At 65.1% G+C, this 22,467-nt stretch carries 22 protein-coding genes and 1 tRNA gene; 14 read left to right on the top strand and 9 right to left on the bottom strand.

The genetic code is table 11. From position 1 onward, the window contains the following. Positions 1-71 precede the first annotated feature (71 nt). Positions 72-1,691 carry a phytase gene (locus ACV7JP_RS17505; protein WP_457796927.1) on the bottom strand — a complete coding sequence of 540 codons (1,620 nt, stop codon included), beginning with the start codon at positions 1,689-1,691 and terminating at the stop codon, positions 72-74. A gap of 317 nt (positions 1,692-2,008) precedes the next feature. Between ACV7JP_RS17505 and ACV7JP_RS17500 the strand changes: the two genes are divergently transcribed. The 10 genes from ACV7JP_RS17500 to ACV7JP_RS17455 all read left to right on the top strand — a co-directional run bounded on the left by ACV7JP_RS17500 (position 2,009) and on the right by ACV7JP_RS17455 (position 9,772). Then, positions 2,009-3,211 (top strand): MFS transporter, encoded by a 1,203-nt coding sequence (locus ACV7JP_RS17500; protein WP_457796926.1) that lies wholly within the window; start codon positions 2,009-2,011, stop codon positions 3,209-3,211. Between the two features lie 38 nt (positions 3,212-3,249). After that, on the top strand, positions 3,250-3,537 hold the full coding sequence (locus tag ACV7JP_RS17495; RefSeq protein WP_457796925.1) for a hypothetical protein: 288 nt from the start codon (positions 3,250-3,252) through the stop codon (positions 3,535-3,537). A 157-nt stretch (positions 3,538-3,694) separates the two neighbouring features. Then, positions 3,695-4,102 (top strand): succinate dehydrogenase, cytochrome b556 subunit, encoded by a 408-nt coding sequence (gene sdhC / locus ACV7JP_RS17490; RefSeq protein ID WP_457796924.1) that lies wholly within the window; start codon positions 3,695-3,697, stop codon positions 4,100-4,102. A 15-nt stretch (positions 4,103-4,117) separates the two neighbouring features. Continuing rightward, positions 4,118-4,513 (top strand): succinate dehydrogenase, hydrophobic membrane anchor protein, encoded by a 396-nt coding sequence (gene sdhD / locus ACV7JP_RS17485; RefSeq protein ID WP_457796923.1) that lies wholly within the window; start codon positions 4,118-4,120, stop codon positions 4,511-4,513. Between the two features lie 45 nt (positions 4,514-4,558). Then, positions 4,559-6,391 carry a succinate dehydrogenase flavoprotein subunit gene (gene sdhA / locus ACV7JP_RS17480; protein WP_457796922.1) on the top strand — a complete coding sequence of 611 codons (1,833 nt, stop codon included), beginning with the start codon at positions 4,559-4,561 and terminating at the stop codon, positions 6,389-6,391. A gap of 71 nt (positions 6,392-6,462) precedes the next feature. Next, positions 6,463-6,696: a FitA-like ribbon-helix-helix domain-containing protein gene (locus tag ACV7JP_RS17475; protein WP_457796921.1), complete on the top strand. Its 234-nt coding sequence runs from the start codon at positions 6,463-6,465 to the stop codon at positions 6,694-6,696. Then, a complete protein-coding gene (locus ACV7JP_RS17470) occupies positions 6,690-7,139 on the top strand; it encodes a type II toxin-antitoxin system VapC family toxin (protein WP_457796920.1) in 450 nt (149 codons plus the stop codon). The genes ACV7JP_RS17475 and ACV7JP_RS17470 overlap by 7 nt, the downstream gene beginning before the upstream one ends. A 4-nt stretch (positions 7,140-7,143) precedes the next feature. Beyond that, positions 7,144-7,923 carry a succinate dehydrogenase iron-sulfur subunit gene (locus ACV7JP_RS17465; protein WP_457796919.1) on the top strand — a complete coding sequence of 260 codons (780 nt, stop codon included), beginning with the start codon at positions 7,144-7,146 and terminating at the stop codon, positions 7,921-7,923. 225 nt (positions 7,924-8,148) lie between these two features. Then, positions 8,149-8,520: a hypothetical protein gene (locus ACV7JP_RS17460; protein ID WP_457796918.1), complete on the top strand. Its 372-nt coding sequence runs from the start codon at positions 8,149-8,151 to the stop codon at positions 8,518-8,520. Between the two features lie 217 nt (positions 8,521-8,737). Next, positions 8,738-9,772, top strand: coding sequence for an aspartate-semialdehyde dehydrogenase (locus ACV7JP_RS17455; RefSeq protein WP_457796917.1), 1,035 nt, complete (start codon positions 8,738-8,740; stop codon positions 9,770-9,772). Positions 9,773-9,809: 37 nt separating this feature from the next. Here ACV7JP_RS17455 and ACV7JP_RS17450 read toward each other — a convergent pair whose 3' ends face one another. Continuing rightward, the gene (locus tag ACV7JP_RS17450; RefSeq protein ID WP_457796916.1) at positions 9,810-10,151 is read right to left on the bottom strand and encodes a hypothetical protein; all 342 of its coding nucleotides are present in this window, start codon (positions 10,149-10,151) and stop codon (positions 9,810-9,812) included. A 229-nt stretch (positions 10,152-10,380) separates the two neighbouring features. Between ACV7JP_RS17450 and scpB the strand changes: the two genes are divergently transcribed. Further along, complete coding sequence (gene scpB, locus ACV7JP_RS17445; protein ID WP_457796915.1) at positions 10,381-11,187, top strand: methylmalonyl-CoA decarboxylase; 807 nt, start codon at positions 10,381-10,383, stop codon at positions 11,185-11,187. Positions 11,188-11,200: 13 nt separating this feature from the next. Here scpB and ACV7JP_RS17440 read toward each other — a convergent pair whose 3' ends face one another. From ACV7JP_RS17440 to ACV7JP_RS17430, 3 genes are all read right to left on the bottom strand, one after another. Then, positions 11,201-11,953 (bottom strand): outer-membrane lipoprotein carrier protein LolA, encoded by a 753-nt coding sequence (locus ACV7JP_RS17440; protein WP_457796914.1) that lies wholly within the window; start codon positions 11,951-11,953, stop codon positions 11,201-11,203. A gap of 265 nt (positions 11,954-12,218) precedes the next feature. After that, positions 12,219-14,753: a DNA translocase FtsK gene (locus ACV7JP_RS17435; protein WP_457796913.1), complete on the bottom strand. Its 2,535-nt coding sequence runs from the start codon at positions 14,751-14,753 to the stop codon at positions 12,219-12,221. An 82-nt stretch (positions 14,754-14,835) separates the two neighbouring features. Beyond that, positions 14,836-15,714, bottom strand: coding sequence for a YihY/virulence factor BrkB family protein (locus tag ACV7JP_RS17430; protein ID WP_457796912.1), 879 nt, complete (start codon positions 15,712-15,714; stop codon positions 14,836-14,838). Positions 15,715-15,889: 175 nt separating this feature from the next. On the opposite strand from ACV7JP_RS17430, the gene ACV7JP_RS17425 reads away from it, so the two are divergent. Beyond that, on the top strand, positions 15,890-16,177 hold the full coding sequence (locus ACV7JP_RS17425; protein WP_457796911.1) for a hypothetical protein: 288 nt from the start codon (positions 15,890-15,892) through the stop codon (positions 16,175-16,177). Between the two features lie 418 nt (positions 16,178-16,595). On the opposite strand, the gene ACV7JP_RS17420 is transcribed toward ACV7JP_RS17425, so the two are convergent. The 3 genes from ACV7JP_RS17420 to hflK form a co-directional block, all read right to left on the bottom strand. After that, positions 16,596-18,083, bottom strand: coding sequence for a DegQ family serine endoprotease (locus ACV7JP_RS17420; RefSeq protein ID WP_457796910.1), 1,488 nt, complete (start codon positions 18,081-18,083; stop codon positions 16,596-16,598). 134 nt (positions 18,084-18,217) lie between these two features. After that, on the bottom strand, positions 18,218-19,144 hold the full coding sequence (gene hflC / locus ACV7JP_RS17415) for a protease modulator HflC (RefSeq protein ID WP_457796909.1): 927 nt from the start codon (positions 19,142-19,144) through the stop codon (positions 18,218-18,220). Beyond that, positions 19,141-20,283, bottom strand: a complete 1,143-nt coding sequence (hflK, locus tag ACV7JP_RS17410; protein ID WP_457796908.1) for an FtsH protease activity modulator HflK — start codon at positions 20,281-20,283, stop codon at positions 19,141-19,143. The genes hflC and hflK overlap by 4 nt, the downstream gene beginning before the upstream one ends. 128 nt (positions 20,284-20,411) lie before the next feature. Here hflK and ACV7JP_RS17405 point away from each other — a divergent pair, with 128 nt between their 5' ends. Further along, positions 20,412-20,795, top strand: a complete 384-nt coding sequence (locus ACV7JP_RS17405; RefSeq protein WP_457796907.1) for a YidH family protein — start codon at positions 20,412-20,414, stop codon at positions 20,793-20,795. Positions 20,796-20,923: 128 nt separating this feature from the next. Here the strand turns inward: ACV7JP_RS17405 and ACV7JP_RS17400 are convergent. After that, positions 20,924-21,013, bottom strand: a tRNA-Ser gene (locus tag ACV7JP_RS17400). Between the two features lie 428 nt (positions 21,014-21,441). Here ACV7JP_RS17400 and ACV7JP_RS17395 point away from each other — a divergent pair. Then, on the top strand, positions 21,442-22,374 hold the full coding sequence (locus tag ACV7JP_RS17395) for an outer membrane protein (RefSeq protein WP_457796906.1): 933 nt from the start codon (positions 21,442-21,444) through the stop codon (positions 22,372-22,374). Positions 22,375-22,467 lie beyond the last annotated feature (93 nt).

Raw genomic sequence — 22,467 nt, 5'->3', positions numbered from 1 at the left:
GCAATCTAGGCGCCGAAAGACGGCGGGGAAATGGCGGCGCCGTCCGGTTCGGACATTGGCGGTCGATTGATCTAGCGGCCCAGCGAGGAGCCGCCGCTCGAGCTCCCGCCCACCGCGATCGAGGGGTGGATATAGATTGACAGGAGCTGGCCGCCCTCGACGAGCTCCGGATCGCGCGACGCCTTGTGGCTCTGGCTGACGAACAGGTACCAGCCGTCGCCCATGATCGACGACGCGTCCACGATGCCGGAGGATTCCTCGTCATTCGTCACGAAGTTCGGGTTCGTCTGCGCATTGCCGCCGAAGAATTTCGGATTGTGCGCGGCGACCTGGACGAGATTGCCGCTGTCAATGCCGTAGACATAGATGCGGCCGAGGCGATTATTGCCGCCGACGTCTTCCTGCAAAATGATGCGGCCGTATTTGTCGATCGTCATATTGTCGAACATCTGATACGATGGATCGGCGTCGGGCGTCGCATTCGCGCCGGCGAAGAACTGGTTCTGCAGCAGCATGGCGATCTCGCCGCCCCATTCCGGATGCGCGATGTCATAGAAGCGCAGGCGCCACAGGCGCGACGGGCGCCAGCTTCCGATGTCGGAAGTGATGCGGCCCGTCGTCACGAAATAATAATCGCGCTCCTTGCCCGGACGCGGATCCCAGGCGCCGTCCTCGATGCGGATGAACTGCGTGATCTGATAGGCGAACATATAGCCCTGGATCTCCACGCCGGTCATGTTCGACACGTCCGGGAAGGGGACGGGCTCAAAGCGGGCCGTCGTGATCGCGGGAGCCTGCTTGTTCAGCGCGAAGTCCTTGTGCTCGCCCAAGAGGTTCGAGCCGTCGGGCAGCTTGACGCGGACGCCGTAGAACTTGCCGCCGAAGAGGCCAGCGCGCTCGATCGCATTGCCGGCGGCGCGCTTGTCGCCGATATACATGGCCAGTTCGCTGGACGGCTCCTGGCACCCCGTCTGGCCTTCGCGGCTGCAGACGGTCTCGAGGGTGACATTCGTCTCGCGATTGGCGTCGTCGCTCAGCATGACGACCGTTCTGCCCTGCGCGAAGGGACTCGCCAGCGCATTCTCGAACGCCATCTTGCCGAGATGCGGGAGCTCGAAGGTCTTGTTCGCGTCCGCGCCGGTGAGGACATGCGCGAAGACGCGGCCGTGATCAGGCGTGAAGCCCGGAGTCGTCTCCTCGCCGGAGAGGAAGATGCGGTCCGGGACGCCGTAAGCGCTCTGAGGCGCAAGGTCGGCCGAGCACAGGCGCTCAATGGCCGACGTTCCGGCGGCGTAGGCGCCGTTCTTGAAAGTGAACAAATTGTTGGGGCTGGTCATATGATCGCGGCCGGCGGTCACCTTGCCCGAGCTGTCGATCGTCCAGCGCGAGACGAAGGCGCCTTTCGATCCATGGGCGCGGACAATGCCGGCGTTCCGGCTGATTTCGTGATTGAAGACGACGTCGATCGTCGCGCTGCTGCTGAGGAAGACGCCCAGGCCGTCCGGCACGCCCGCCATGCGGTAGCCGTTGACCGAGTCGCCCACCGTCAGGACGGAACGGGTGAGAACGCCCGGCGCGGTCGGAAGAACATAGGGTTCGGTCGTTGTGCTGGGTCCGATGGCTTGCGCCATCGCGGATGTCGAGATCGCGGCGGCCAGCGCGGCGATCGGAAAGGAATAACGTAGGTTCACCTTGAGCCCCCTTGAGACGGATGGTCTGCCGCACGGCGAAGCGTGCGAGAGCGCTGCCGCGCTCCTCAAGGTTCAATGGCGCCCGCGTGATTCACTTCTGTGTCGGAAATATTATGTCTGCTTGACACGCCTTCATCCGACCATGCGGCGCTCGGGGCGCCGGCTCGCGAAAAAGCCGAACGCTCAGGCGAAAATTTTTCGATCGCCGTCTCGAGCTTCTTCGAAAAAAGCGATTTCCGCCCGCGCACCCGGCGAACGAAGGTCGATCGGATCAATCGTGCTAAAAGGCGGCTAAACGCTCCAGAGCGAATCGCCAGATGACCGACGACACGACGCGCCGCTTTTCCATCCTTCGCCGAATTCCCTCGAGCGTCTGGGCGCTGGGGCTTGTTTCGCTCTTCATGGACTTCTCCTCGGAGATGATCCACGCGCTGCTGCCGATCTATCTCGTCGGATCGATGGGCGCGACCATGGCGCAGGTCGGCGTCATCGAGGGAATCGCCGAGGCGACGGCGTCGATCGTCAAAATCTTCTCCGGCGCGATTTCCGACTGGTTCGGCGACCGCAAGCTGCTCGCGATCCTGGGATACGGCCTCGCGGCGGCGACGAAGCCGATGTTTCCGCTCGCGCCCGATGTCGCCTGGGTGACGGCGGCGCGCTTCATCGACCGAGTCGGAAAAGGGATTCGCGGGGCGCCGCGCGACGCGCTCGTCGCCGACGTCACGCCTCCCGAATTGCGCGGCGCGGCTTTCGGCTTGCGGCAATCGCTCGACACGGTCGGCGCCTTTCTCGGGCCGGCCGTGGCCGTGCTCGTCATGCGGGCGACCGTGGACGATATCCGCGTGGTGTTCTGGGTCGCCTGCATACCGGCCGTTCTTGCGGTGGCGATCCTCGCTTTTGGCGTCCGCGAGCCGGAAGAGACGCGGCCCGCGCGTCCGGCGCGCTTTCCGCTGCATTGGAACGAGCTCAAAGGGCTCGGCGCCGTCTTCTGGCTCGTCGTCGCCATGTCGACGGCCTTCAGCCTTGCGCGTTTTTCAGAGGCCTTCCTGATTCTCAAGGCGCAATCGGTCGGCCTGCCGGACGCCTTCGCGCCGCTTGTGCTCGTCGCGATGAATGTCGTCTATGCCGGCGCCTCCTATCCCGCCGGCGCCTTTTCCGATCGCGGCGACCGCGTCACGCCTTTGGTCGCCGGGCTTGTGCTGCTGATCGGCGCCGATGCGGCGCTCGCCTTTGCGCGGTCGCCGCCGCTCGTCTGGGTCGGCGTCGCGCTCTGGGGCCTGCATATGGGGCTGACGCAAGGTCTCTTTTCGGCGCTCGTCGCCGATTCGGCCCCGGCGGGCCTGCGCGGCACGGCCTTCGGCGTTTTCAACCTCGCAAGCGGGCTCGCCTTGCTCGCGGCGAGCTTCGCGGCCGGGAAGCTTTGGGACCTCCATGGCCCTTGGGCGACCTTTGCCGCGGGCGGAAGCTTTGCGATGATTTCCCTCCTGGCTTTGCTGTTCGCAAAAAGACAAATTAAGTGAAAACACCTATGAAAATCTGACAAAAGTCAAAGTTTATATTGATTTACATCAAGGATGCCGGTTTAAAAGGCAGGCAAAATACCTTGCAGGCAAGGATTTACATTGGTGTTGGGATGGGACCGTATCGAGATTTCTACGCCGCGTGCACGATCGCCTTTGGCCTGTTCGTCCTGGCCGCGTGGATGATTCTCGCTCAAGGGCTCTCCCCAAATTGCGCCGCGCCCGGCGGGCTGATCGATATGCGCGCGGCGCCTTGCGGAACGACAAGCGTTTCTCCCGCGCAGGACCGTTTGAGCGACAGAATCTGGAAGCTGCTCGTCGGATGAAGCCGACCGGCGGACGCCGATCTCGCGGCGCGCCCCGATATAAACTTCGCTTTCCCGCCCGGCGCCCATGGCCTAGTTGCGGCGCCGCATCAATTGGCTTATCCACTCTTTTGGAAGCTTTTTCGGACTCACTCCAAAAAGCGCGAGAGGGACACGCATGGCAAACGCCGGAACGGACGAGCGCGCCGCAAAGCGCCCGTTGTCGCCGCATCTGACCATCTTCAAGCCCTGGCTCACCATGGCGATGTCGATTGCCCATCGCGTCACCGGGGCCGGACTCTATGTCGGCATGGCGCTCATGGCGCTTTATCTGCTCGGCGCGGGATGGGGCGGCTGGCTGCATGCGCTCACCGGCTGGCTCGGCTCGGGATTCATCGGCGGGCTCATCGTCTTCCTGATCACCTGGGCGATTTTCCACCACCTCCTCGGCGGAATTCGGCATGCGCTGTGGGATCGCGGCCTTTACATGGATGCGGAGGGCAGGGAGCTTCTCGCCCAGGCGTCGCTCTATGGCGGGATCGGGCTCACCGTCCTGTTGTGGATCATCAAGTCTTTCGCGAGCTGAAAGGGACGCGTCGAAATGTCGGTTCCGACTCATTTCAAGAGCGGACGGAGCGGCCAGGGGGCCGCTTATGTCTCGGATCATGAAGGCTCCGCTCACGCATATTTCATGCGCGTCTCCTCCTATGCGCTGGCGCCGCTCGGCGTGCTGACGGCGTGGTGGCTCGCGGGAGTCGCCGGCAAGACGACCGAAGGCGTGAAAGCGGAGATCGGCCATCCGCTTCCGGCGATCGTCCTCATTTCCTTCGCGGTCCTCGGCATGATCCACGCTCGCCAGGGCGTGAACGAGATCATCGAGGACTATGTCCACGACGCGGCGCTCAAGGAGAAGGCGCTGCGCTGGAACAAGATCGCGTCTGTCGCGATCGCCGCCGGCTGGACGTTCGCGATCATGCTGATCGCGGCGCCCCGATAGAGCGTCGCCCAGCCGCTCAGAACGACGACAACAAAGGCTGCGAGAATGGTTGTGAATGGCGCTGCTTCATCCGTTTCGATCGGCGGACGGGCCTATCCGATCGTCGATCACACTTTCGACGTGGTGGTCGTAGGCGCCGGCGGCTCCGGCCTGCGCGCCGTCGTCGGCTGCGCCAAGGCGGGATTGAACGTCGCCTGCGTCACCAAGGTTTTCCCGACCCGTTCGCATACGGTCGCGGCGCAGGGCGGCGTCGCCGCCGCGCTCGGCAATATGGGGCCGGACGACTGGAAATGGCATATGTACGACACCGTCAAGGGCTCCGACTGGCTCGGAGACCAGGACGCGATCGAATATCTGTGCCGTAACGCGCCGCAGGCCGTCTATGAGCTCGAACATTGGGGCGTGCCCTTTTCGCGCACGGCGGAGGGCAAGATCTATCAGCGCCCCTTCGGCGGCATGACGACGGATTTCGGCAAGGGCCCGCCCGCGCAACGCACCTGCGCCGCCGCCGACCGCACCGGCCACGCCATGCTGCATACGATGTACGGTCAGGCGCTGAAGCATGAGACGAAATTCTTCGTCGAATATTTCGTGATCGACCTCATCATGGACGGCGAGGGCGCCTGCCGCGGCATTGTGGCCCTCAAGCTCGACGACGGCACGGTTCACCGCTTCCGTTCGGCGCTCACCGTGCTCGCGACGGGCGGCTATGGCCGTATCTATCTCTCGGCGACCTCGGCGCATACCTGCACGGGCGACGGCGGCGGCATGGCGCTGCGCGCCGGCCTGCCGCTGCAGGATATGGAATTCGTGCAATTTCATCCGACCGGCATTTATGGCGCGGGCTGCCTCATCACCGAGGGCGCGCGCGGCGAGGGCGGCTATCTGACGAATAGCGAGGGCGAGCGCTTCATGGAGCGCTACGCGCCTTCGGTGAAGGATCTTGCGCCGCGCGACATGGTTTCGCGCGCCATCACAATGGAAGTGCGTGAGGGCCGGGGCGTCGGCAAGCGGAAGGACCACGCTTTTCTGCATCTGGAGCATCTCGACCCGGCGATCCTGCATGAGCGCCTGCCGGGCATTTCGGAAAGCGCCAAGATTTTCGCGGGCGTGGACGTCACCCGCCAGCCGATCCCGATCATTCCGACCGCGCATTACAATATGGGCGGCATCCCGACGAATTATCACGGCGAAGCGCTGCGCAAGGTTGACGGCGATCCGGACTCGGTGGTGCCGGGCCTGATGGCGATCGGCGAAGCGGCCTGCGTCTCGGTGCACGGCGCCAACCGCCTCGGCTCCAATTCGCTCATCGACCTCGTGGTATTCGGCCGCGCCGCCGGCCTGCGCGCCGCCGAGGTGGTGAAGCCCGGCCAGTCGCAGCCGGAGCTGCCGGCCGATTCGGCGGAACTGCCGCTGTCGCGTCTCGACTTCGCGCGCAACGCCAACGGCTCGATCTCGACCGCGTCGCTTCGCGACAAGATGCAGCGGACGATGCAGTCGCATTGCGCGGTCTATCGCACGGGCGAAGTGCTCGCCGAGGGCGTCGCGGGCGTGCACGAGGTTTGGCGGGAGGCGGCGGATGTGAAGGTGTCCGACCGCTCGCTGATCTGGAACTCCGATCTCGTCGAGACGCTGGAGTTCGACAATCTCATCGTGCAGGCGGCGGTGACGATCGAATCCGCCCTGAATCGCAAGGAATCGCGCGGCGCCCACGCCCGCGAGGACTACCCCGACCGCGACGATAAAAACTGGCTCAAGCACACGCTGGCGTCGATCGACCGCGACAAGAAGACGGTCGCGATCGATTACCGCCCGGTGCACAGCTATACGATGACGAACGAGGTGGCTTATATCGAGCCGAAGGCGCGAGTGTACTGAATGCGCCTGACGGGCAAGAGTGACAGCCGGTTCGCATGTTGCTTCCGGATAGCCCAAACCAGGAGGGCGGCATGAATGCGATCATCATCCGAACCATCAGCCCGCAGGCGATCGCTCGAATAGAGGAACTCGCGGCAACCCATCATCGAACCGTGGAGGAGGAGGCGGCGGCGATTCTGGAGAGAGCGGTTTTCGATCGCGCTTCACGCCTCGCGGCAATCGACCGTATTGCCGCTATGACGCCGAAAGGCGTGGAGCAAACCGACAGCACGGCGATCATCCGAGAGGCCCGTGACCGGTGGTGATTATCGACGCCAGCGTCGCCGTCAAATGGTATGTCGGCGAAGCGCTGCATCCGGAAGCGCGAGAGATTTTGGCCTATGCCGATGATCTTCTGGCCGCGCCGGACATCATCTTCACTGAAGTCGCCAATGCGCTCCGCCGAAAAGTCGCGGAAGGAACGGCGACGCGCGAGCAGGCGCTCGATGCGTTGGACGACCTTCCGCGCTGCTTCTCCCGGATTATTTCTTCCGATAGAACCTTGCGAGCCGCTTTCGACATCGCCCTCGATCTTGGCCACCCCTTTCCCGATTGCGTCTATCTCGCCTGCGCGATTATGAACGACGCAACTTTGGTGACCGACGATCGCAAGTTCCTGGAAAAGGCTGTCGTTAACGGTCACAAAAGCCGCATCGTCCTTCTTGCGGATTGCAACCCGCGAGAACGGCGTGACGAGATCGAGGGCTAAGCAAATGGTCGAATTCACCCTTCCCAAGAACTCCGTCGTCGCCGAGGGCAAGGTCTGGCCGAAGCCGGAAGGCGCGTCGAATCTGCGCGAGTACAAGATCTATCGCTACAATCCCGACAGCGACGCCAATCCGCGCATCGACACTTTCTTCGTCGATACCGACGATTGCGGGCCGATGGTGCTCGACGCGATCATCTGGATCAAGAACAAGGTCGATCCGACTTTGACTTTCCGCCGCTCCTGCCGCGAGGGCATTTGCGGCTCCTGCTCGATGAATATTGACGGCGTGAACACGCTCGCCTGCACCAAGGGCATGGACGAGATCGAGGGGCCGATCAAGCTCTACCCGCTGCCGCATATGGGCGTGGTGAAGGACCTCGTGCCCGACCTCACCATTTTCTACGAGCAGCACGCCGCGATCGAGCCTTGGCTGCACGCGGGCGCAAACCCGGAGAAGGAGCGCCTGCAATCGCCGCAGGACCGCGCCAAGCTCGACGGCCTTTACGAGTGCATCCTCTGCGCCTGCTGCTCGACCGCCTGCCCGAGCTATTGGTGGAACGCGGATCGCTTCCTGGGCCCTGCCGCGCTTTTGCAGGCGCACCGCTGGGTGCAGGATTCGCGCGACGAGGCGATCGAGGAGCGCCTCGGCTATGTCGACGACGTCTTCCGCCTCTATCGCTGCCACACGATCATGAACTGCTCCAAGGTCTGCCCCAAGAACCTTTCGCCCGCCAAGGCGATCGCGGAGCTGAAAAACTTGGCGATCGCCCGGCAGGAGGGCTGAGCGGAAGGCCTGGACGCTTTACGGCCACGGGATGCACACGTTTCGAAAGTCGCCAAAGCCGTCATGGCTGGGACGGGCCCGGCGATGACGGTCTCCTGGAGCGTGACCCCGCGGAAGTTGGGGGCGCCCGCCGTCAAGGATTGTCGCTCGCTCGAACGCCGGGCGCCTTGATCCTGCCGCCGCGCGGCGGTAGGAGGGCGCTTTCGCTTTCTCGGAGACAAAGCCATGCGTTTTCGCGCGCGTCGTTTTCATGGTCCTCTCCTCGTCGCGGCTCTTGCCTTCGTGGGCGGCGCCGTCGCCCAGGAGCTGCAGCTCGATCCCAAGGCGCTCGACACCGGCGGCGCGCCGTCGGTCCAGCTCAAGCGCGGCAAGGGCAAGAAGGGCGCGGAGGCCAACAACGCTCAGCAACAGGGCGCGCCCGGCAAGCCCTCGGCGCCGTCCAACGGCCCCAACCGCCAGTTTGGCGAGCTTGAGGGCTGGTCGCCGGGCAAGGCCCCGCCCAAGCCGAAGGAAAAGGAAGATAACAGCGGCTCCGCGTCGAAACCGCCGGTCACCATGACCCCTTCCGGGAACATGGGAACGGGCTTCGCCTTCTAGAGGTTTCCGTCACTCGATTGCTCACGTCTTCGTCATTGCTTCGCTTCGCTCGCAATGACGGGCTGGAGTGACAACTGCCAGAGCGCGCGGCGAAAAATCAGGGCGCGGTTTTGTAGGACGCGCTCCAAACTGGGAAACGATCGCAGTTGCGATTGGGCGATTCCGCCCGGCCGCAAGGCGATCGTCGAGACGCCGGCGGCGCCGGCTGGAGAAAATCATGGCGTATAAGGTCGCGATCGTCGGCGCCACGGGCAATGTGGGCCGCGAGATGCTGGACATTCTGGCCGAGCGCCGCTTCCCCGTGTCGGAAGTCGCGCCGCTCGCCTCGTCGCGCTCGATCGGCGTGGAGGTCTCCTTCGGCGACAGGACGCTCAAGTGCCGCCATCTCGACACCTATGATTTCTCGGATACGGATATTTGCCTGATGTCCGCCGGCGGGTCGGTCTCGAAGGAATGGTCGCCCCGGATCGGCGCGCAGGGCTGCGTCGTCATCGATAACAGCTCCGCCTGGCGCTACGACGCTGACGTGCCGCTGATCGTGCCGGAGGTGAACGCCGACGCGGTCGCGGGCTTCAGGAAAAAGAACATCATCGCCAATCCGAACTGCTCCACCGCGCAGCTCGTCGTGGCGCTGAAGCCGCTGCACGACAAGGCGAGGATCAAGCGCGTCGTCGTTTCGACCTATCAGTCGGTTTCCGGCGCCGGCAAGGACGCGATGGACGAGCTTTTCGCCCAGACGCGTTCCGTCTTCGTGTCCGATCCGGTGGAGGCGAAGAAGTTTCCCAAGCGCATCGCCTTCAACCTCATTCCGCAGATCGACGTCTTCATGGAGGACGGCTTCACGAAGGAAGAGTGGAAGATGGTCGCGGAGACGAAGAAGATCCTCGATCCCAAGATCAAGCTCGTCGCCACCTGCGTGCGCGTGCCGGTCTTCATCTCGCATTCGGAGGCGGTGAATATCGAGTTCGAGCATCCGATCACCGCCGACGAAGCGCGCGACATCCTGCGCGAGGCGCCGGGCGTGCTCGTCATCGACAAGCGCGAGCCGGGCGGCTACATCACGCCTCATGAGGCGGCGGGGGAAGACGCGACCTATATTTCCCGCATCCGCGAGGACCCGACCGTCGACAACGGCCTCGCGCTCTGGTGCGTCAGCGACAATCTCCGCAAGGGCGCCGCGCTCAACGCCGTGCAGATCGCGGAAGTGCTGATGAACCGCAAGCTGCTGACTCCCAAGAAGGCGGCCGCCTGAACGTTGGCGGCGGGTAGGCGGTCGCGCGCCGGCGCGCTCAGGATGAGCGGGAGTTCCTGCTTTCCGCCAGCTCTTCCATCAGGGTCGAGACGGTGTCGAGCAGGCGGATCGCTCCGGGCAGGCGCGCATGAGCCTCGCGCTGGCGTTCGTCCGCCGGTTCGAGCGACCGCCACCAACCGATGAATTTGCCGATCAGGGTCCTTCCGGGAATGGCCGCCAATGGCGCGCCCGAAAAGGCCTCGACGCCGAAAGCGGTCTCAACCCCGCGGAGACAAGTCTCGATGTAGCGCGCGTCGTCCTCGGTCAGGAGGAAGGGCCGCTCGGGCGCGCGGCGCACCATGCGGATTTCGCTGAGTTCCGGGATGTAGTCCGCTTTCAAGACGCCACGCTCCGCCTAAAGCCGTCCAGATCGTTCCCCGGCCATCAATTCTCATGCCGCGCGGTTCCCAGGCTTGTCGCTTGCACCATCATCGGCCGTGACCATGGGGCTGCGAGGCCGGGATAGCGACGGCGATTGAGGCCGCATTAACGCTACGCCGCGACCTTCTCTTGGCGGCGCTTCAAGGCGGTTATCCTTCGCGCGCCTGCAAGCTATTCGGAGCGCCGCGATGGGTGAGATCGACATGACGGAAGCCCCCTGCCTGATCTCCGTCTCCGTCGACGGAAATATCGGCGTCATTACCCTGCAAAATCCCGCAAAGCGCAACGCGCTCAGCCGCCGGATGATGCGCGAGCTCACGGACGCGTTCGCGCGCTTCGCCGCGCAGAAGATCCGCGTCGTCGTTCTGCGCGCCGCGCGGGACGCGAAGGTCTGGTCCGCCGGCCACGATATCGGCGAATTGCCGAAAGCCGGCCGCGACCCCTTGAGCTACGCCGATCCGCTGGAGGAAACGCTCAGAGCGGTCCGCGCCTTTCCGGGGCCCGTGGTCGCGATGGTGCATGGCTCCGTCTGGGGCGGGGCCTTCGATCTGGTTCTCAGTTGCGACCTGGTGGTCGCCGACGAGACCGCGACCTTCGCCATCACGCCCGTCAATCTCGGCCTTCCCTACAACACGACCGGCCTTTTGCATTTTATGGGCAGGCTGCGCGTGAACGTCATCAAGGAGCTTTTCTTCACCGCCGCGCCGGCCGAGGCCGACACGGCGCTCGAATGGGGCGTCATCAACCATCTCGTGCCGGCGGCGGAGCTCGAAACGCATACGATGGCGCTTGCGCAGAAGATGGCGGCGAAGGCGCCCCTCGCCATGGCGGCGATCAAGGAGCAGCTTCACATACTGAGCGACTACCAGCCCATCGCCGCGCAAGTCTTCGAGCGCGTGCAGGAGATGCGCCGCAGAGCCTATGAGAGCGCGGACTACAAGGAAGGCGTTGCGGCCTTTCTCGAAAAGCGCGCGCCTGTCTTCAAAGGCGAGTGAGCGAGCGGCGCGCTTATTTGCTGATCTTGAACAGCGCCGGGTCGGGCGTCTTCGTCTGGTCGATGTTGAAGAGCGTGATCAGCGTCTCGTAGCCCTGCGGGTCCTTCACCTGCCATTGCTTCAGCTTGAAGGTCTTCGGATCGAAGATCAGGCGCAGATGCGAGGTGCCGCCGAAGGTCGCCTTGTCCTCGATGAAGATCGTCACGCCAGAATCCTCGATCTGGACGTCCTGCACGGTCACGTCCTTCTCGAGGTCGATCTTTTCCTTCATCAGGAATTTGAGCGGCGTCTGATTGATGAAATAAAGGTCCTGCGTGCCGAGCTTGCGGTCGCGAATGGCGACCTGCGCGCCGTCCGCGACGACCTCCATGGTCGCCGGCTGGGCGTATTCGAAGCGCACGCGGCCGGCGCGCTGCACATGCAGCTTGCCTTCCGAACGCTTGCCGTCGGCGCCGATCTGCACGAAATCGGCGGTCATCACCGGCGAGGCGTTGAAAAAGGCGTTGGCGCGCTTCAGGGCCTCGTCGCGGTTGAGCGGCTTCGGCTGCTCGGCCGGCGCGGCGGGGTTGGCGAGCTGGACGGGATCGGCGTTCTTGGCGGCGGCGGGAACCGGCTTCGCGCCCTTCTTGCCCTTGGTGGGCTTGGCTTCGGCGGGAGCCGGTGCGGCTTCCGCGGCGGGGGCGGGCTCCTTCTTGGCCTCCTCGGCGACGGCCGGCGCGACGAGCGCGAATGCAAGGGCGAGGGCGGCGAGGGGCGTCTGTTTCACGGCGCTGATCCGATTCGAAGGGCTTGAGCGTCGTCTTCGTAACACAAGTTGGCGAATTGGGGGCGGGGATCGGACGGTCGGCGACGACTTCCCCTTCGATTTGCGGGCGGGCCGTGTCGGCGCCCCTCGCGCTTCGAGACGCCTGCTTCGCAGGCTCCCGACATGAGGCGGCTTCTTCGTCTGCGCCAAACGCTTAGGCCTCATCCTGAGGAGCGAGCGAAGCTCGCGTCTCGAAGGACGAGGCCGCCTCGGTTGAAACGGCGGATTACTCCGCCGCCTCAATGTCGAACGCCCCGCGATCAATCCCGCCGCCGACCAGAATCTCGCGTTTGCCCGCATGGTTCGGCGCGCCGACAACGCCTTCCTTCTCCATGCGCTCCACGAGCGAGGCCGCCTTGTTGTAGCCGACCGACAGGCGGCGCTGGATGTAGCTCGTCGAGCATTTCTTGTCGCGCAGCACGATGGCGACGGCGCGGTCATAGAGGTCGCCGCCTTCCTCCGCATCCATCGAGCCGGGCGCCGGCGCCTCGCCTTCTTCGCCGCCTTCATTGTCTTCCGACGTGATGTTGTCGAGATATTGCGGCGCGCCCTGCGCTTTGAGATGCGCCACGACATGCTCGACCTCCGCGTCCGACACGAAAGGCCCGTGCACGCGCGAGATGCGGCCGCCGCCGGCCATGTAGAGCATGTCGCCCTGGCCGAGGAGCTGCTCCGCGCCTTGCTCGCCGAGAATGGTGCGGCTGTCGATCTTCGACGTCACCTGGAAGGAGATGCGGGTCGGGAAATTCGCCTTGATCGTGCCGGTGATGACGTCGACCGAGGGACGCTGCGTCGCCATGATGAGATGGATGCCGGCGGCGCGGGCCATCTGCGCGAGGCGCTGGATCGCGCCTTCAATGTCCTTGCCGGCGACGAGCATGAGGTCCGCCATCTCGTCGACGATGACGACGATATAGGGCAGGGCGGAGAGGTCCATCTCCTCATGCTCGAAGATCGCCTCGCCCGTCTCGCGGTCGAAGCCCGTCTGCACCGTGCGGGTGATGGTCTCGCCGCGCTTCTGCGCCTCGGCGACGCGGGCGTTGTAGCCGTCGATGTTGCGCACGCCGACCTTCGACATCTTCTTGTAGCGGTCCTCCATCTCGCGCACGGCCCATTTGAGCGCGACAACCGCCTTTTTGGGGTCGGTGACGACGGGCGTGAGGAGGTGGGGAATGTTGTCGTAGACCGAAAGCTCCAGCATCTTCGGGTCCACCATGATCAGGCGGCATTCCTCCGGCTTGAGCCGGTAGAGCAGCGACAGGATCATGGTGTTGATCGCGACCGATTTGCCGGAGCCCGTGGTGCCGGCGACGAGGAGATGCGGCATGCGGGCGAGATCGACGATCACCGGCTCGCCGCCGATCGTCTTGCCGAGCGCGATGGCGAGCTTGTGGTTCGAGTGGATGAAATCCTCGCTCGCGACCAGCTCGCGCAGATAGACCGTCTCGCGGCGCTGGTTCGGCAGTTCGATGCCGATGGCGTTGCGGCCCGGCACCACGGCGACGCGGGCCGAGACGGCCGACATGGAGCGGGCGATATCGTCGGCGAGGCCGATGACGCGCGAGGATTTGATGCCCGGCGCGGGCTCCAGCTCGTAAAGCGTGACGACGGGGCCGGGACGGACATTGATGATCTCGCCGCGCACGGAGAAGTCTTCCAGCACGCCTTCGAGCACGCGGGCGTTGGATTCGAGAATGTCCTCCGAAATCTTCACGCCGCCGGCGGGCTTTCTGGGCTCGGCGAGCAATTCGAGATCGGGGAATTCATACATTTCCGGCGAGACAGGCGCCGGCTGGCGCATGGGCTGGCGGGTGACGCGGCGCGCGGGGGCCGGCGCGGGCGCGCTGGCGGCGGCGGGCGACCGCGCCGGGGGCGCGGCGGCGGGTTGCTCCGCCTCGATGTCCTCGTCGAGATGACGCGCGCGGCGGGGCGCGTAAGTCATATAGCTGTCCGTCCCGTCGAAGATCGGCTCCCGGCGCGGATGCGCTCGAGCGGGCTCCTGAATGACGGGCTCCGCGGTCCGGCTCGTCGCCTTCTCGACAAGGCGCAGGGCCCAGCATTTCAGCGTGAGCCCCAGATGGATCAGCGCGCCCAGCGAGATCAGCGCGAAGCCGGGTTCGCCCGCGCGGTCGTCGTCGTCGTCGCCATAGGGCGCGCGCGCCTCCTCCTCGTCGTCCTGGAAGGCCGCCTCGCGAATATCGTCGGCCGATTCGAATCCGAGACCGGCCGCCCCGCTGACCGAGAGGATCGCGACGAAGGCGGCGGCGAGGCCGAAGATCGCCATGACCACGCCCGAGCCCGCGAATATGGCGCGCGGCACGGCGAGAATGGCGTCGCCCGCGACGCCGCCAAGGCCCGTGGGCAGGGGCCAGCGGTCGGTCGGGGGCAGCAGCGAGGCCGTTGCGGCAGTGGCGAAAACGCCGGCGACCCAGAGGCCCAGCCGCAGCGTCGCGCGCTCGACGCGGCGGCGCTTGATCATGCGCATGCCCTGCACGGCGAGCGGCGCGATCGCCGCGATGGCGCCGAATCCGACGAGCTGCATCAGAAGATCGGCGACGACCGCGCCGGGGTGGCCCAGCAGATTGCGGACATGCCCGCCGGTGGCGTGGTTGAGGGAGGGATCCTGCGCGGACCAGCTCACCAGCGCCAGCGTCGTCGCGCCCGCGCTCGCGACCATCGCCGCGCCGACGCCTTCCGCGAAGCGGCGGGCCGAGAATTCGCGGACCTGTTCGGAATAGTGACCAAATCGATGGCTGCGCATGTGAGGAAACGCCCGCGTGGCGCGGCGCCGCCAGAGGGCGCGCCGACTCCGGGCAGGGTAAAAAAGCTCGGTTAAGGGGCGCTTAACCCTGGCCCGGCGGCGCGCCGGGCACGGCGTCCGGCTTATTGGCGCGCGGCTCGACGATCGCCTGGTTCAGCTCCGCGCCGTAAATGAAGATCACCGCCAGCGTCTGCAGGAAGACGATGGCGATCATGATCGAGGCGAGGCCCGCATAGGTCGAGGCGTAGCTGCCGGCGAACTCGGCGAGATAGGCGCCGAAGCCGGCGCCGAAGGCGAGCGAGGCGACGAGCGTCAGGACGAAGCCCGGTGCGAGGCTGAGCAAAGGGGGCCGTCCGGCCGGCAACAATATATGCGCGGCGAGCACGGCGACGCCAACGACCGCGGAGGTGACCCCGTAACGCACGGGGCCGTAAAGGGGCGCGAGCTGGGGCTCGATCTCTCGCATCAATCCCGGCAAATGCCTTTCCGCGAGCGCGACGGCGAGCGGCGCCAGCACCATGAGAAAGGCGATGGCGAGAAGCGAGGCCGCGCCGAGGAAGACATAGAGGATCGACTCCAGCCGCAGCAGCCACCAGGGCCGTTCGTCGCGAATGTCATAGGCGCGGTTGAGCGCGATGCGCAGCGACTCGACGCCGCTGGACGAGAAATAAATGGCGAGCACGGCGCCGATGGTCAGCAGCCCGCCGCGCTGCTGGGTCAGGACGTTCTTGATTTCGGCCGCGATCGGCTTCGCCACGCTCGGCGGCCAGTTTTCGAAGATGAGCTTCGTCGCCGTGTCCGCTTCCTTCTCCAGGCCGAAGAAGCCCGCGAGCGCGGTGAGGAAGATGAGAAAGGGGAAGAGCGAGGTGAGGATCGACAGCGCGATATGGCTGGCGATGGCCCAGCCGTCGTCGCGGTTGAACTTGAGATAGGCGCCGTAAAGGATGCGAAGAAAAGACATGCGGCCGCCAGCCTAATAGGGGCGGGCGGCGGACGCCAGAGCGGCGGCCCGCGCCGTTTGCGGCGGGCCGCGGGCAGGCGCCGGCATGTGCGCCAGGACACGGCGGCCGCGCCCGCATGCGTTAAGTTATTTTTCACCTGAACAAGTTGTTCGGGCGCAACTATGGAGCAAAGCCATGTATAGGAAGACCGTTTATGTTATGCTGTCGGCTCTCGCGCTGAGCGCCGCGGCCATTCCCGCCGCTTACGCCGACAGCGTCCTCGCGCAGCGCGTCACGCGGGTCGACGACTTCGGCAACCGCGTCACCAAGATGCGCGTCATCCGGACCGACGCCTTCGGCAATCGGATCGCCGCGATGAAGATCGTGAAGACCGATCCGTTCGGCAACCGGGCGATCAAGACCGTCAAGACCAACGCGTTCGGCGACAGGATCGTCAGCACGACCTTCGTGTCCCGTTTCTGACGTAAGAGGGCAAATTTTGCTGATCTTCTTCCATCCGTCCTGCTCTCGGACCGGAAAATCCCCGAGCAGGACGGCGATATTATTTTTAGTTAAGACCGCAATATCCGCCGATCAAAATTTCCGAGCCAGCCGCGCAGCGCCCGTCATCGCGAGGAGCGTCGCGAAGCAACTCAGAGCCGAGATATGGCTCTGGATTGCTTCGCTCCGCTCGCAATGACGTTGCTGGTTTCGGGGCCATTGCGAGAACGGGCGCCGGCGGCGGTCCGCGATTGCGGCGACGCTCCGGATTGTTTAGCCCTTCGGCCCGCAAGGGCGGTTGAAGCAACTTCCGCCGTCATTGCGAGGAGCGAAGCGACGAAGCAATCCAGAAGCCGCGACGAGGCTCTAGATTGCTTCGCTCACAGCAATGACGCGCCGGTCAATCCACCGGCAGCGCCACGAAATGCGCGTCGCCGGCGCCGTTCGCGACGATCAGCAACGCGGTCTTTTTGCCCGAATCCTTCAGCGCCTTGATCTTCTTCACGGCGTCGGCCGGGTCGCTCACCGGCTCCTGATTGACCTCGAGCAGGATTTCGCCGGGTTGCAGACGCTTCTCGGCGGCGTTGGAGGACGGGTCGACCGAAGTGATCAGCACGCCGCTCTTCACCGTGTCCTTGATCTGGAATCGCGCGCGCAACTCGTCGGTGAGGCGCGAGAGTTCGAGACCGAGCGCGCTCTGCGAGGCGGGGCCGGTCGACTCCGGCTTATCCTTGTCGCCCGACTCTTTCGAAGCGACCTTCTCTCCATCCTCGAGGCGGCCGAGCTTGACCTTCTTCGTTTCTTCCTTGCCGCCCCGCATGATCACGAGATCGACGTCCTTGCCGACGGGCGTCGCGGCGACGAGCTTGGGCAGGTCGCGCGATTCCTTGATCGGCTTGCCGTCGAATTTGACGATGACGTCGCCGGCCTTGAGCCCGGCGGGCTTGGACGGACCCTTGTCGTCCACGCCCGCGACGAGGGCGCCGCGCACTGAACCGAGGCTGAGCGTTTCGGCGATGGCGTCGTCGACGTTCTGGATGCGCACGCCGAGCCAGCCGCGGCGCGTCTCGCCATATTGCTGGAGCTGATCGATCACCGGCAGCACGGTGTTCGCGGGCGTCGCGAAGCCGATGCCGACGGAGCCGCCCGAAGGCGAGAGTATCGCCGTGTTGATGCCGATGACTTCGCCGTCCATGTTGAACAGCGGGCCGCCGGAATTGCCCTTGTTGATGGAGGCGTCGGTCTGGATGTAATTGTCGTAGGGCCCGCTGTCGATGTTGCGATTGCGCGCCGAGACGATGCCCGCCGTCACCGAGCCGCCCAGGCCGAAGGGATTGCCGACCGCGAGCACCCAGTCGCCGACGCGCGCCTTGTCGCTGTCGCCGAACTTCACCGCCTTCAGCGGCTTCTCCGGCTTCACCTTCAGCACCGCGACGTCGACCTTCTGGTCCTTGCCGATGATCTCGGCCTTGAGCTTCTGCCCGTCATTGAAGATCACCGTCACTTCGGTCGCATCGGCGATGACGTGGTTATTGGTGATGACGACGCCGGCCGAATCGATCACGAAGCCCGAGCCGAGCGACGAGGATTTGCGCTGGCGCGGCATGTCCGGCATGCCCTGGCCCTGGCGGCGCTTGAAGAATTCCTCGAACAGGTCGTCAAAGGGCGCGCCGGGCCCCATGCCGGGGGGCATGCCCGGCATTTCGCCGCCGCTCTTGCCACGCTTCGTCTCCACGGTCTGGGTCGCGGAAATATTCACGACCGCATCGGACACTTGCGTCGAGAGGTCGGCGAGCGAATCGGGACCCTTGGCCGAGGCGGGGCCGGCGAGCCATAGGGAGGAAGCCGTCGCGAGCGCCAGAGCGGCGCGACGAAATGCGGGTGTCATGCGTTTTGTCTCCTGCAGGGACAAGAAGTCTGGAGCAATTTCGCAGAAAAGCAGAACCTGCGCCAGTATTTTGATTTCATTGCGATTACGTGCGGACAAAGACGGCTCCGGCCGCCTCGCCGCCGAGGCGGCTTCTATCTTTTTTGCGCCGGCGCGGGCTGAGCTTCCGCCGCGCTCCGCGCCGCGACGCCTTCGGGCGCCGAGAAAAAACGGAAGAACTCGGAACGCGGACTGACGAGGAAGCGCGTCTCGCCCGGCTTGAAGGCGGTCTCATACGCCTGCATCGAGCGATAGAAGGCGAAGAAGTCCGGATCCTTCCCGAAAGCTTCGGCAAAAATGCGGTTGCGCTCGGCGTCGCCCTCGCCCTTGATCTGATCGGCCGTCTGCTGCGCCTCGGCCTTCAGCACGACGACGTCGCGGTCGGCCTTGGCGGTGATCTTCTGCGCCTGCTCGGAGCCCTGGGCGCGATATTCGGCCGCCTCGCGCTGACGCTCCGTCTGCATGCGGCCATAGACCTTCTCCGAGATCTGCTGGGGCAAGTCGACGCGGCGGATGCGCGCATCCACCACAGCGACGCCGAAGCGGCGAGCCTCCGTATCGGCCTGCTTCTTGATCTTCGCCATCAGGCCCGAGCGCTCGTCGCGCACGATCTGCTGCTGATTGGCTTCCGACAGCACGCGGCGGACGGCGGAATTCAGCACGGAGCCGAGCTGGTTGTTGGCGCCCTGCACGCTGTTCACCGACTGATAGAACTTCAACGCGTCGACGATGCGATAGCGGATGAAGCTGTCGACCTCCAGGCGCTGATTGTCGGCGGCGAGCACTTCGAGATTGGGGCTTTCGACGTCGAGAATGCGGTTGTCGAAGGCGACGACGTTCTCGATCAACGGAATCTTGAAATGCAGGCCCGGCTCGGTGATGAGCCCGCGCCCCGCCACCGGCTCGCCGAAGCGCAGCACGAGGGCCTGTTCCGTCTGCTCGACGGTGAAGAGCGCGCCGCTCGCCGCGGCGGCGGCGATCGCCGCGACGATGGCGAGAACGAAGAGAAGGCCGTTTCTCACTTCTGTCCTCCGTGAAAGGGCGCGAAGGAGGGCAGGGGCACGAAGGGCGTGACAGAGGCGCCGCCTTTGGCGGGATCGTCGAGAATCACTTTCTCGGCGCCGCCCAGCACGCGCTCCATCGTCTCGATATAGAGGCGCTGGCGGGTGAGGTCGGGCGCGTTCCGGTATTGCCCGTAGATCTTCTCGAAACGCGCCGCCTGGCCGCGCGCCTCGGCGACGGTCTGCTCGCGATAGGCCTCCGCCTCCTGCTCGATTCGAGCCGCGGCGCCGCGCGCTTCCGGCACCACGCGATTGGCGTAGGCGTCCGCCTCGTTGCGCATGCGCTGCGCGTCCTGCTGGGCGGCGGTCACGTCGCGGAAGGCGGCGATGACCTGCTGCGGCGGATCGACGGAAAGCAGAAGCACCTGCAGCACGAGCACCCCGCTCTTGTATTCGTCGAGCACCTTTTGCATCAGCGCCTGACAGGCGGGCTCGATCACCTTGCGGTCGGCGGTGAGGATCTTCTGAATCTGCGACTGGCCGACGATTTCGCGCATCGCGCTTTCGGCCACGGCCTTCACCGTCGTCTGCGGATTGGCGACATTGAAGGCGTAGTCCTCGGGCTTCGACGGATCGATCTGCCAGACCACGCGGAACTTCACGTCGGCGATATTCTCGTCGCCGGTCAGCATCAGGCTTTCCTCGGGCGCCTCGGGCCCAAGACGCACCGCCTGGCTGCTGCGCCGGCGTCCGCCCTCGGCGGGCGTCTCCTCCCGGAAGCCGACATCGGTGACGTTGCGGTCCGTGACGGCGAGCTTGATGATCGAGCCGACCGGGGCGGGGAGATTGTAATTGAGGCCCGCCTGGGTCTTTCCGCGATATTTGCCGAAGATCAGATTGAGGCCGATCTCGTTCGGACCCACCGTGTAGAAGCCGGAGAAGAGCCAGGCGAGCAGGGTGAGAAGGACGAGGATCGCCAATCCGCCGCCGCCGAAGCCCGATGGAAGGAACTGTCTCAGCCCTTCCTGGCTGCGGCGCAGGAGCTCTTCGAGGTCCGGAGGCTGCGCGCCGCCGCTCGGGCCTTGACCCCAGGGCCCGCCCGGCTGTCCCCATGGATTATTATTCTGATTGCGCGGGCCGCCTTGATCGCTCCAGGGCATTTCGTCTCGCGGAGATGTTGTCGTGGCCTCTGGCGCTGCGGCTTCGCCGCGCCTCCCATGTTATAGGCATTCGCCGGCGTGGCGGCAATGACGCGCGGCCTAAATGCACAGCCGGAGGAGGACCGCCCGTGATCAGGGACTACGCCAATGTCGCCGCCAACGAGCGCACGTTTCTGGCCTGGATTCGCACGGGCGTCGCCGTGATCGCGCTCGGCTTTGTGATCGAGCGCTTCAATCTTTTCCTGCTGGCCATGACGGCGGAGGCGGGCGCGAATTTGGCGCTTCCCGGCCTTCGCCGGCTCGCGAGCCCGACCGGGCGCTATGGCGGCATGGCCCTCGTCGGCGCCGGCGTGGTCCTCATCGCCGTCGCCACGATTCGTTTCTTGCAGACCGAGCGGCTTCTCTGCGACGAAGAGGCGCACGGGCCGCAGAAGACCCACGCGACGCTGTTCCTCTTGTCCGGGGTCGCGCTGAGCGTCGCGGTCTTCAGCGCCTATCTGGCGATCGGGTGATCAGCCGCCGAACCAGATATAGGCGAAGGACACGAGCAGCGCCAGGGCGAAGCCGATCAACGCGTTGATAAGGAAGTTGTTGTTGCCCAGATCGTCCATGGCCAGTCCTCCGCGCCGGCCGCGGGGGCTGGCGGAGACGGTGGGATTCGAACCCACGATAGGGTTTCCCCTATAACGATTTAGCAAACCGTCGCCTTCAGCCTCTCGGCCACGTCTCCGATCGCGCAGCCGCTTCGGCCGCACGGTGAGCGACATATGCCAAAGCGACCGTGTCTTGGCAAGCGAAGTCGCTTCCCCGACAGATAGGCGAGGCGCGCGCTTTGGTCGAGCGAGAGATCCCCGGCAAACGGAAAATGGGCCGCTTGCGGGGCGCCTATTTGGAAGGCCGCGTTTTTCCAAGCGCGCGCGGATGCACATTTTTTGACCCTCCCCGAGATTGCGGCGTGTCTTCTCGGCAACAGCGCGGGCCAAACCGTCGGCCGAGCGCGCCCGCGCGGCGTGATTTCGTTGACTGTGCGGCGGGGTAGCTGATGGATTAGGGCATGGCTCAGGGAGGAAGATTCGTTTCTCCGGCCGAGCCTGGCAACAGCGTTGGACGCGTGCGCTTGGGCGCGTTTCCGACAATATTCGTTAAATAGAGGCTGGAATGAAAAAAATCGCTCTTTCGGTCGCCGCTTTGGCGCTGACCGCCGGCTCCGCCCTCGCGGCGGACCTTCCCTCCCGCAAGGGCCCGCCGATCCTTCCCCCGCCGCCTCCGCCTCCGCCGCTGTGGACGGGCTTCTATGTCGGTCTGAACGCCGGCGGCACGTTCGGCAACAGCAGCAACATCACCACGTTCGGCGCGCCGATCTTCGTCAATCCGCTGTTCCCGGCCGGCGCCGGCGCGGTCGCCAATTCGCTCGCCTTCGCGGCGACGAGCAACCTGTCGGGCGGCAACAACAGCGGCTTCATCGGCGGCGGCCAGATCGGCTACAACTATCAGTTCTACAACAGCTTCGTTGTGGGTCTGGAAGCCGACATCCAGGGCATTGCCGGCTCGAACAACACGTCGACGGGCGCTGGCGTCGTGTCGCTCGGCCCGTGGGGCTTCCCGGCTGAGAGCTACGCCGCGGTTTCGTCGGCTCGCCGCAACATCGACTATCTCGGCACGGTGCGCGGCCGTCTCGGCTGGCTCGCCCTGCCGACCCTGCTCATCTACGGCACGGGCGGTCTCGCCTATGGCGGCGTGAACGTCAACACGGCCTTCACGGCTCAGGAGTCGCTCGGCGCGGCGGTTTATCCGACCGTCTTCGGCGGCGCGAACTTCTCCGACACGCGCGTCGGCTGGACGGCCGGCGGCGGCGTCGAGTGGATGTTCTGGCCGAACTGGTCGGCGAAGGTCGAGTATCTGTATTACGATCTGGGCACCGTCACGACCAACGGCGTCGTCGCCCAGATCAACAACACGCTCGCTCCGCCCCAGGTTTGGGGCGCCGCCGCCACCCAGACGACCACCCGCTTCGACGGCCACATCGTCCGCGCCGGCGTGAACTATCACTTCAACTGGGGCGCTCCGGCCCCGGTCGTCGCCAAATACTGATCGGGACTTTACGTCTCGACGGAAAGCCCGGCCGGAAGGACGGGCTTTTTGTGTCTTTGGCGCCACAGTGCCGGAGAAAGCGACGCCGTGAGA

It is taken from the genome of Methylocystis sp. S23, assembly GCF_054106005.1.
Note: the sequence above shows the minus strand (reverse complement) of the source record. Positions and strands in the feature narration are given on the sequence as shown.

Coding starts and splice junctions, on each gene's coding strand:
- hflK (WP_457796908.1), bottom strand. CDS start 20,283: ATGCCCTGGAGCGATCAAGGCGGCCCGCGCAATCAGAATAATAATCCA.
- scpB (WP_457796915.1), top strand. CDS start 10,381: ATGGGTGAGATCGACATGACGGAAGCCCCCTGCCTGATCTCCGTCTCC.
- ACV7JP_RS17500 (WP_457796926.1), top strand. CDS start 2,009: ATGACCGACGACACGACGCGCCGCTTTTCCATCCTTCGCCGAATTCCC.
- sdhD (WP_457796923.1), top strand. CDS start 4,118: ATGTCGGTTCCGACTCATTTCAAGAGCGGACGGAGCGGCCAGGGGGCC.
- sdhC (WP_457796924.1), top strand. CDS start 3,695: ATGGCAAACGCCGGAACGGACGAGCGCGCCGCAAAGCGCCCGTTGTCG.
- sdhA (WP_457796922.1), top strand. CDS start 4,559: ATGGTTGTGAATGGCGCTGCTTCATCCGTTTCGATCGGCGGACGGGCC.
- ACV7JP_RS17430 (WP_457796912.1), bottom strand. CDS start 15,714: ATGTCTTTTCTTCGCATCCTTTACGGCGCCTATCTCAAGTTCAACCGC.
- ACV7JP_RS17455 (WP_457796917.1), top strand. CDS start 8,738: ATGGCGTATAAGGTCGCGATCGTCGGCGCCACGGGCAATGTGGGCCGC.
- ACV7JP_RS17465 (WP_457796919.1), top strand. CDS start 7,144: ATGGTCGAATTCACCCTTCCCAAGAACTCCGTCGTCGCCGAGGGCAAG.
- ACV7JP_RS17425 (WP_457796911.1), top strand. CDS start 15,890: ATGTATAGGAAGACCGTTTATGTTATGCTGTCGGCTCTCGCGCTGAGC.
- ACV7JP_RS17475 (WP_457796921.1), top strand. CDS start 6,463: ATGAATGCGATCATCATCCGAACCATCAGCCCGCAGGCGATCGCTCGA.
- ACV7JP_RS17435 (WP_457796913.1), bottom strand. CDS start 14,753: ATGCGCAGCCATCGATTTGGTCACTATTCCGAACAGGTCCGCGAATTC.
- ACV7JP_RS17395 (WP_457796906.1), top strand. CDS start 21,442: ATGAAAAAAATCGCTCTTTCGGTCGCCGCTTTGGCGCTGACCGCCGGC.
- ACV7JP_RS17420 (WP_457796910.1), bottom strand. CDS start 18,083: ATGACACCCGCATTTCGTCGCGCCGCTCTGGCGCTCGCGACGGCTTCC.
- ACV7JP_RS17460 (WP_457796918.1), top strand. CDS start 8,149: ATGCGTTTTCGCGCGCGTCGTTTTCATGGTCCTCTCCTCGTCGCGGCT.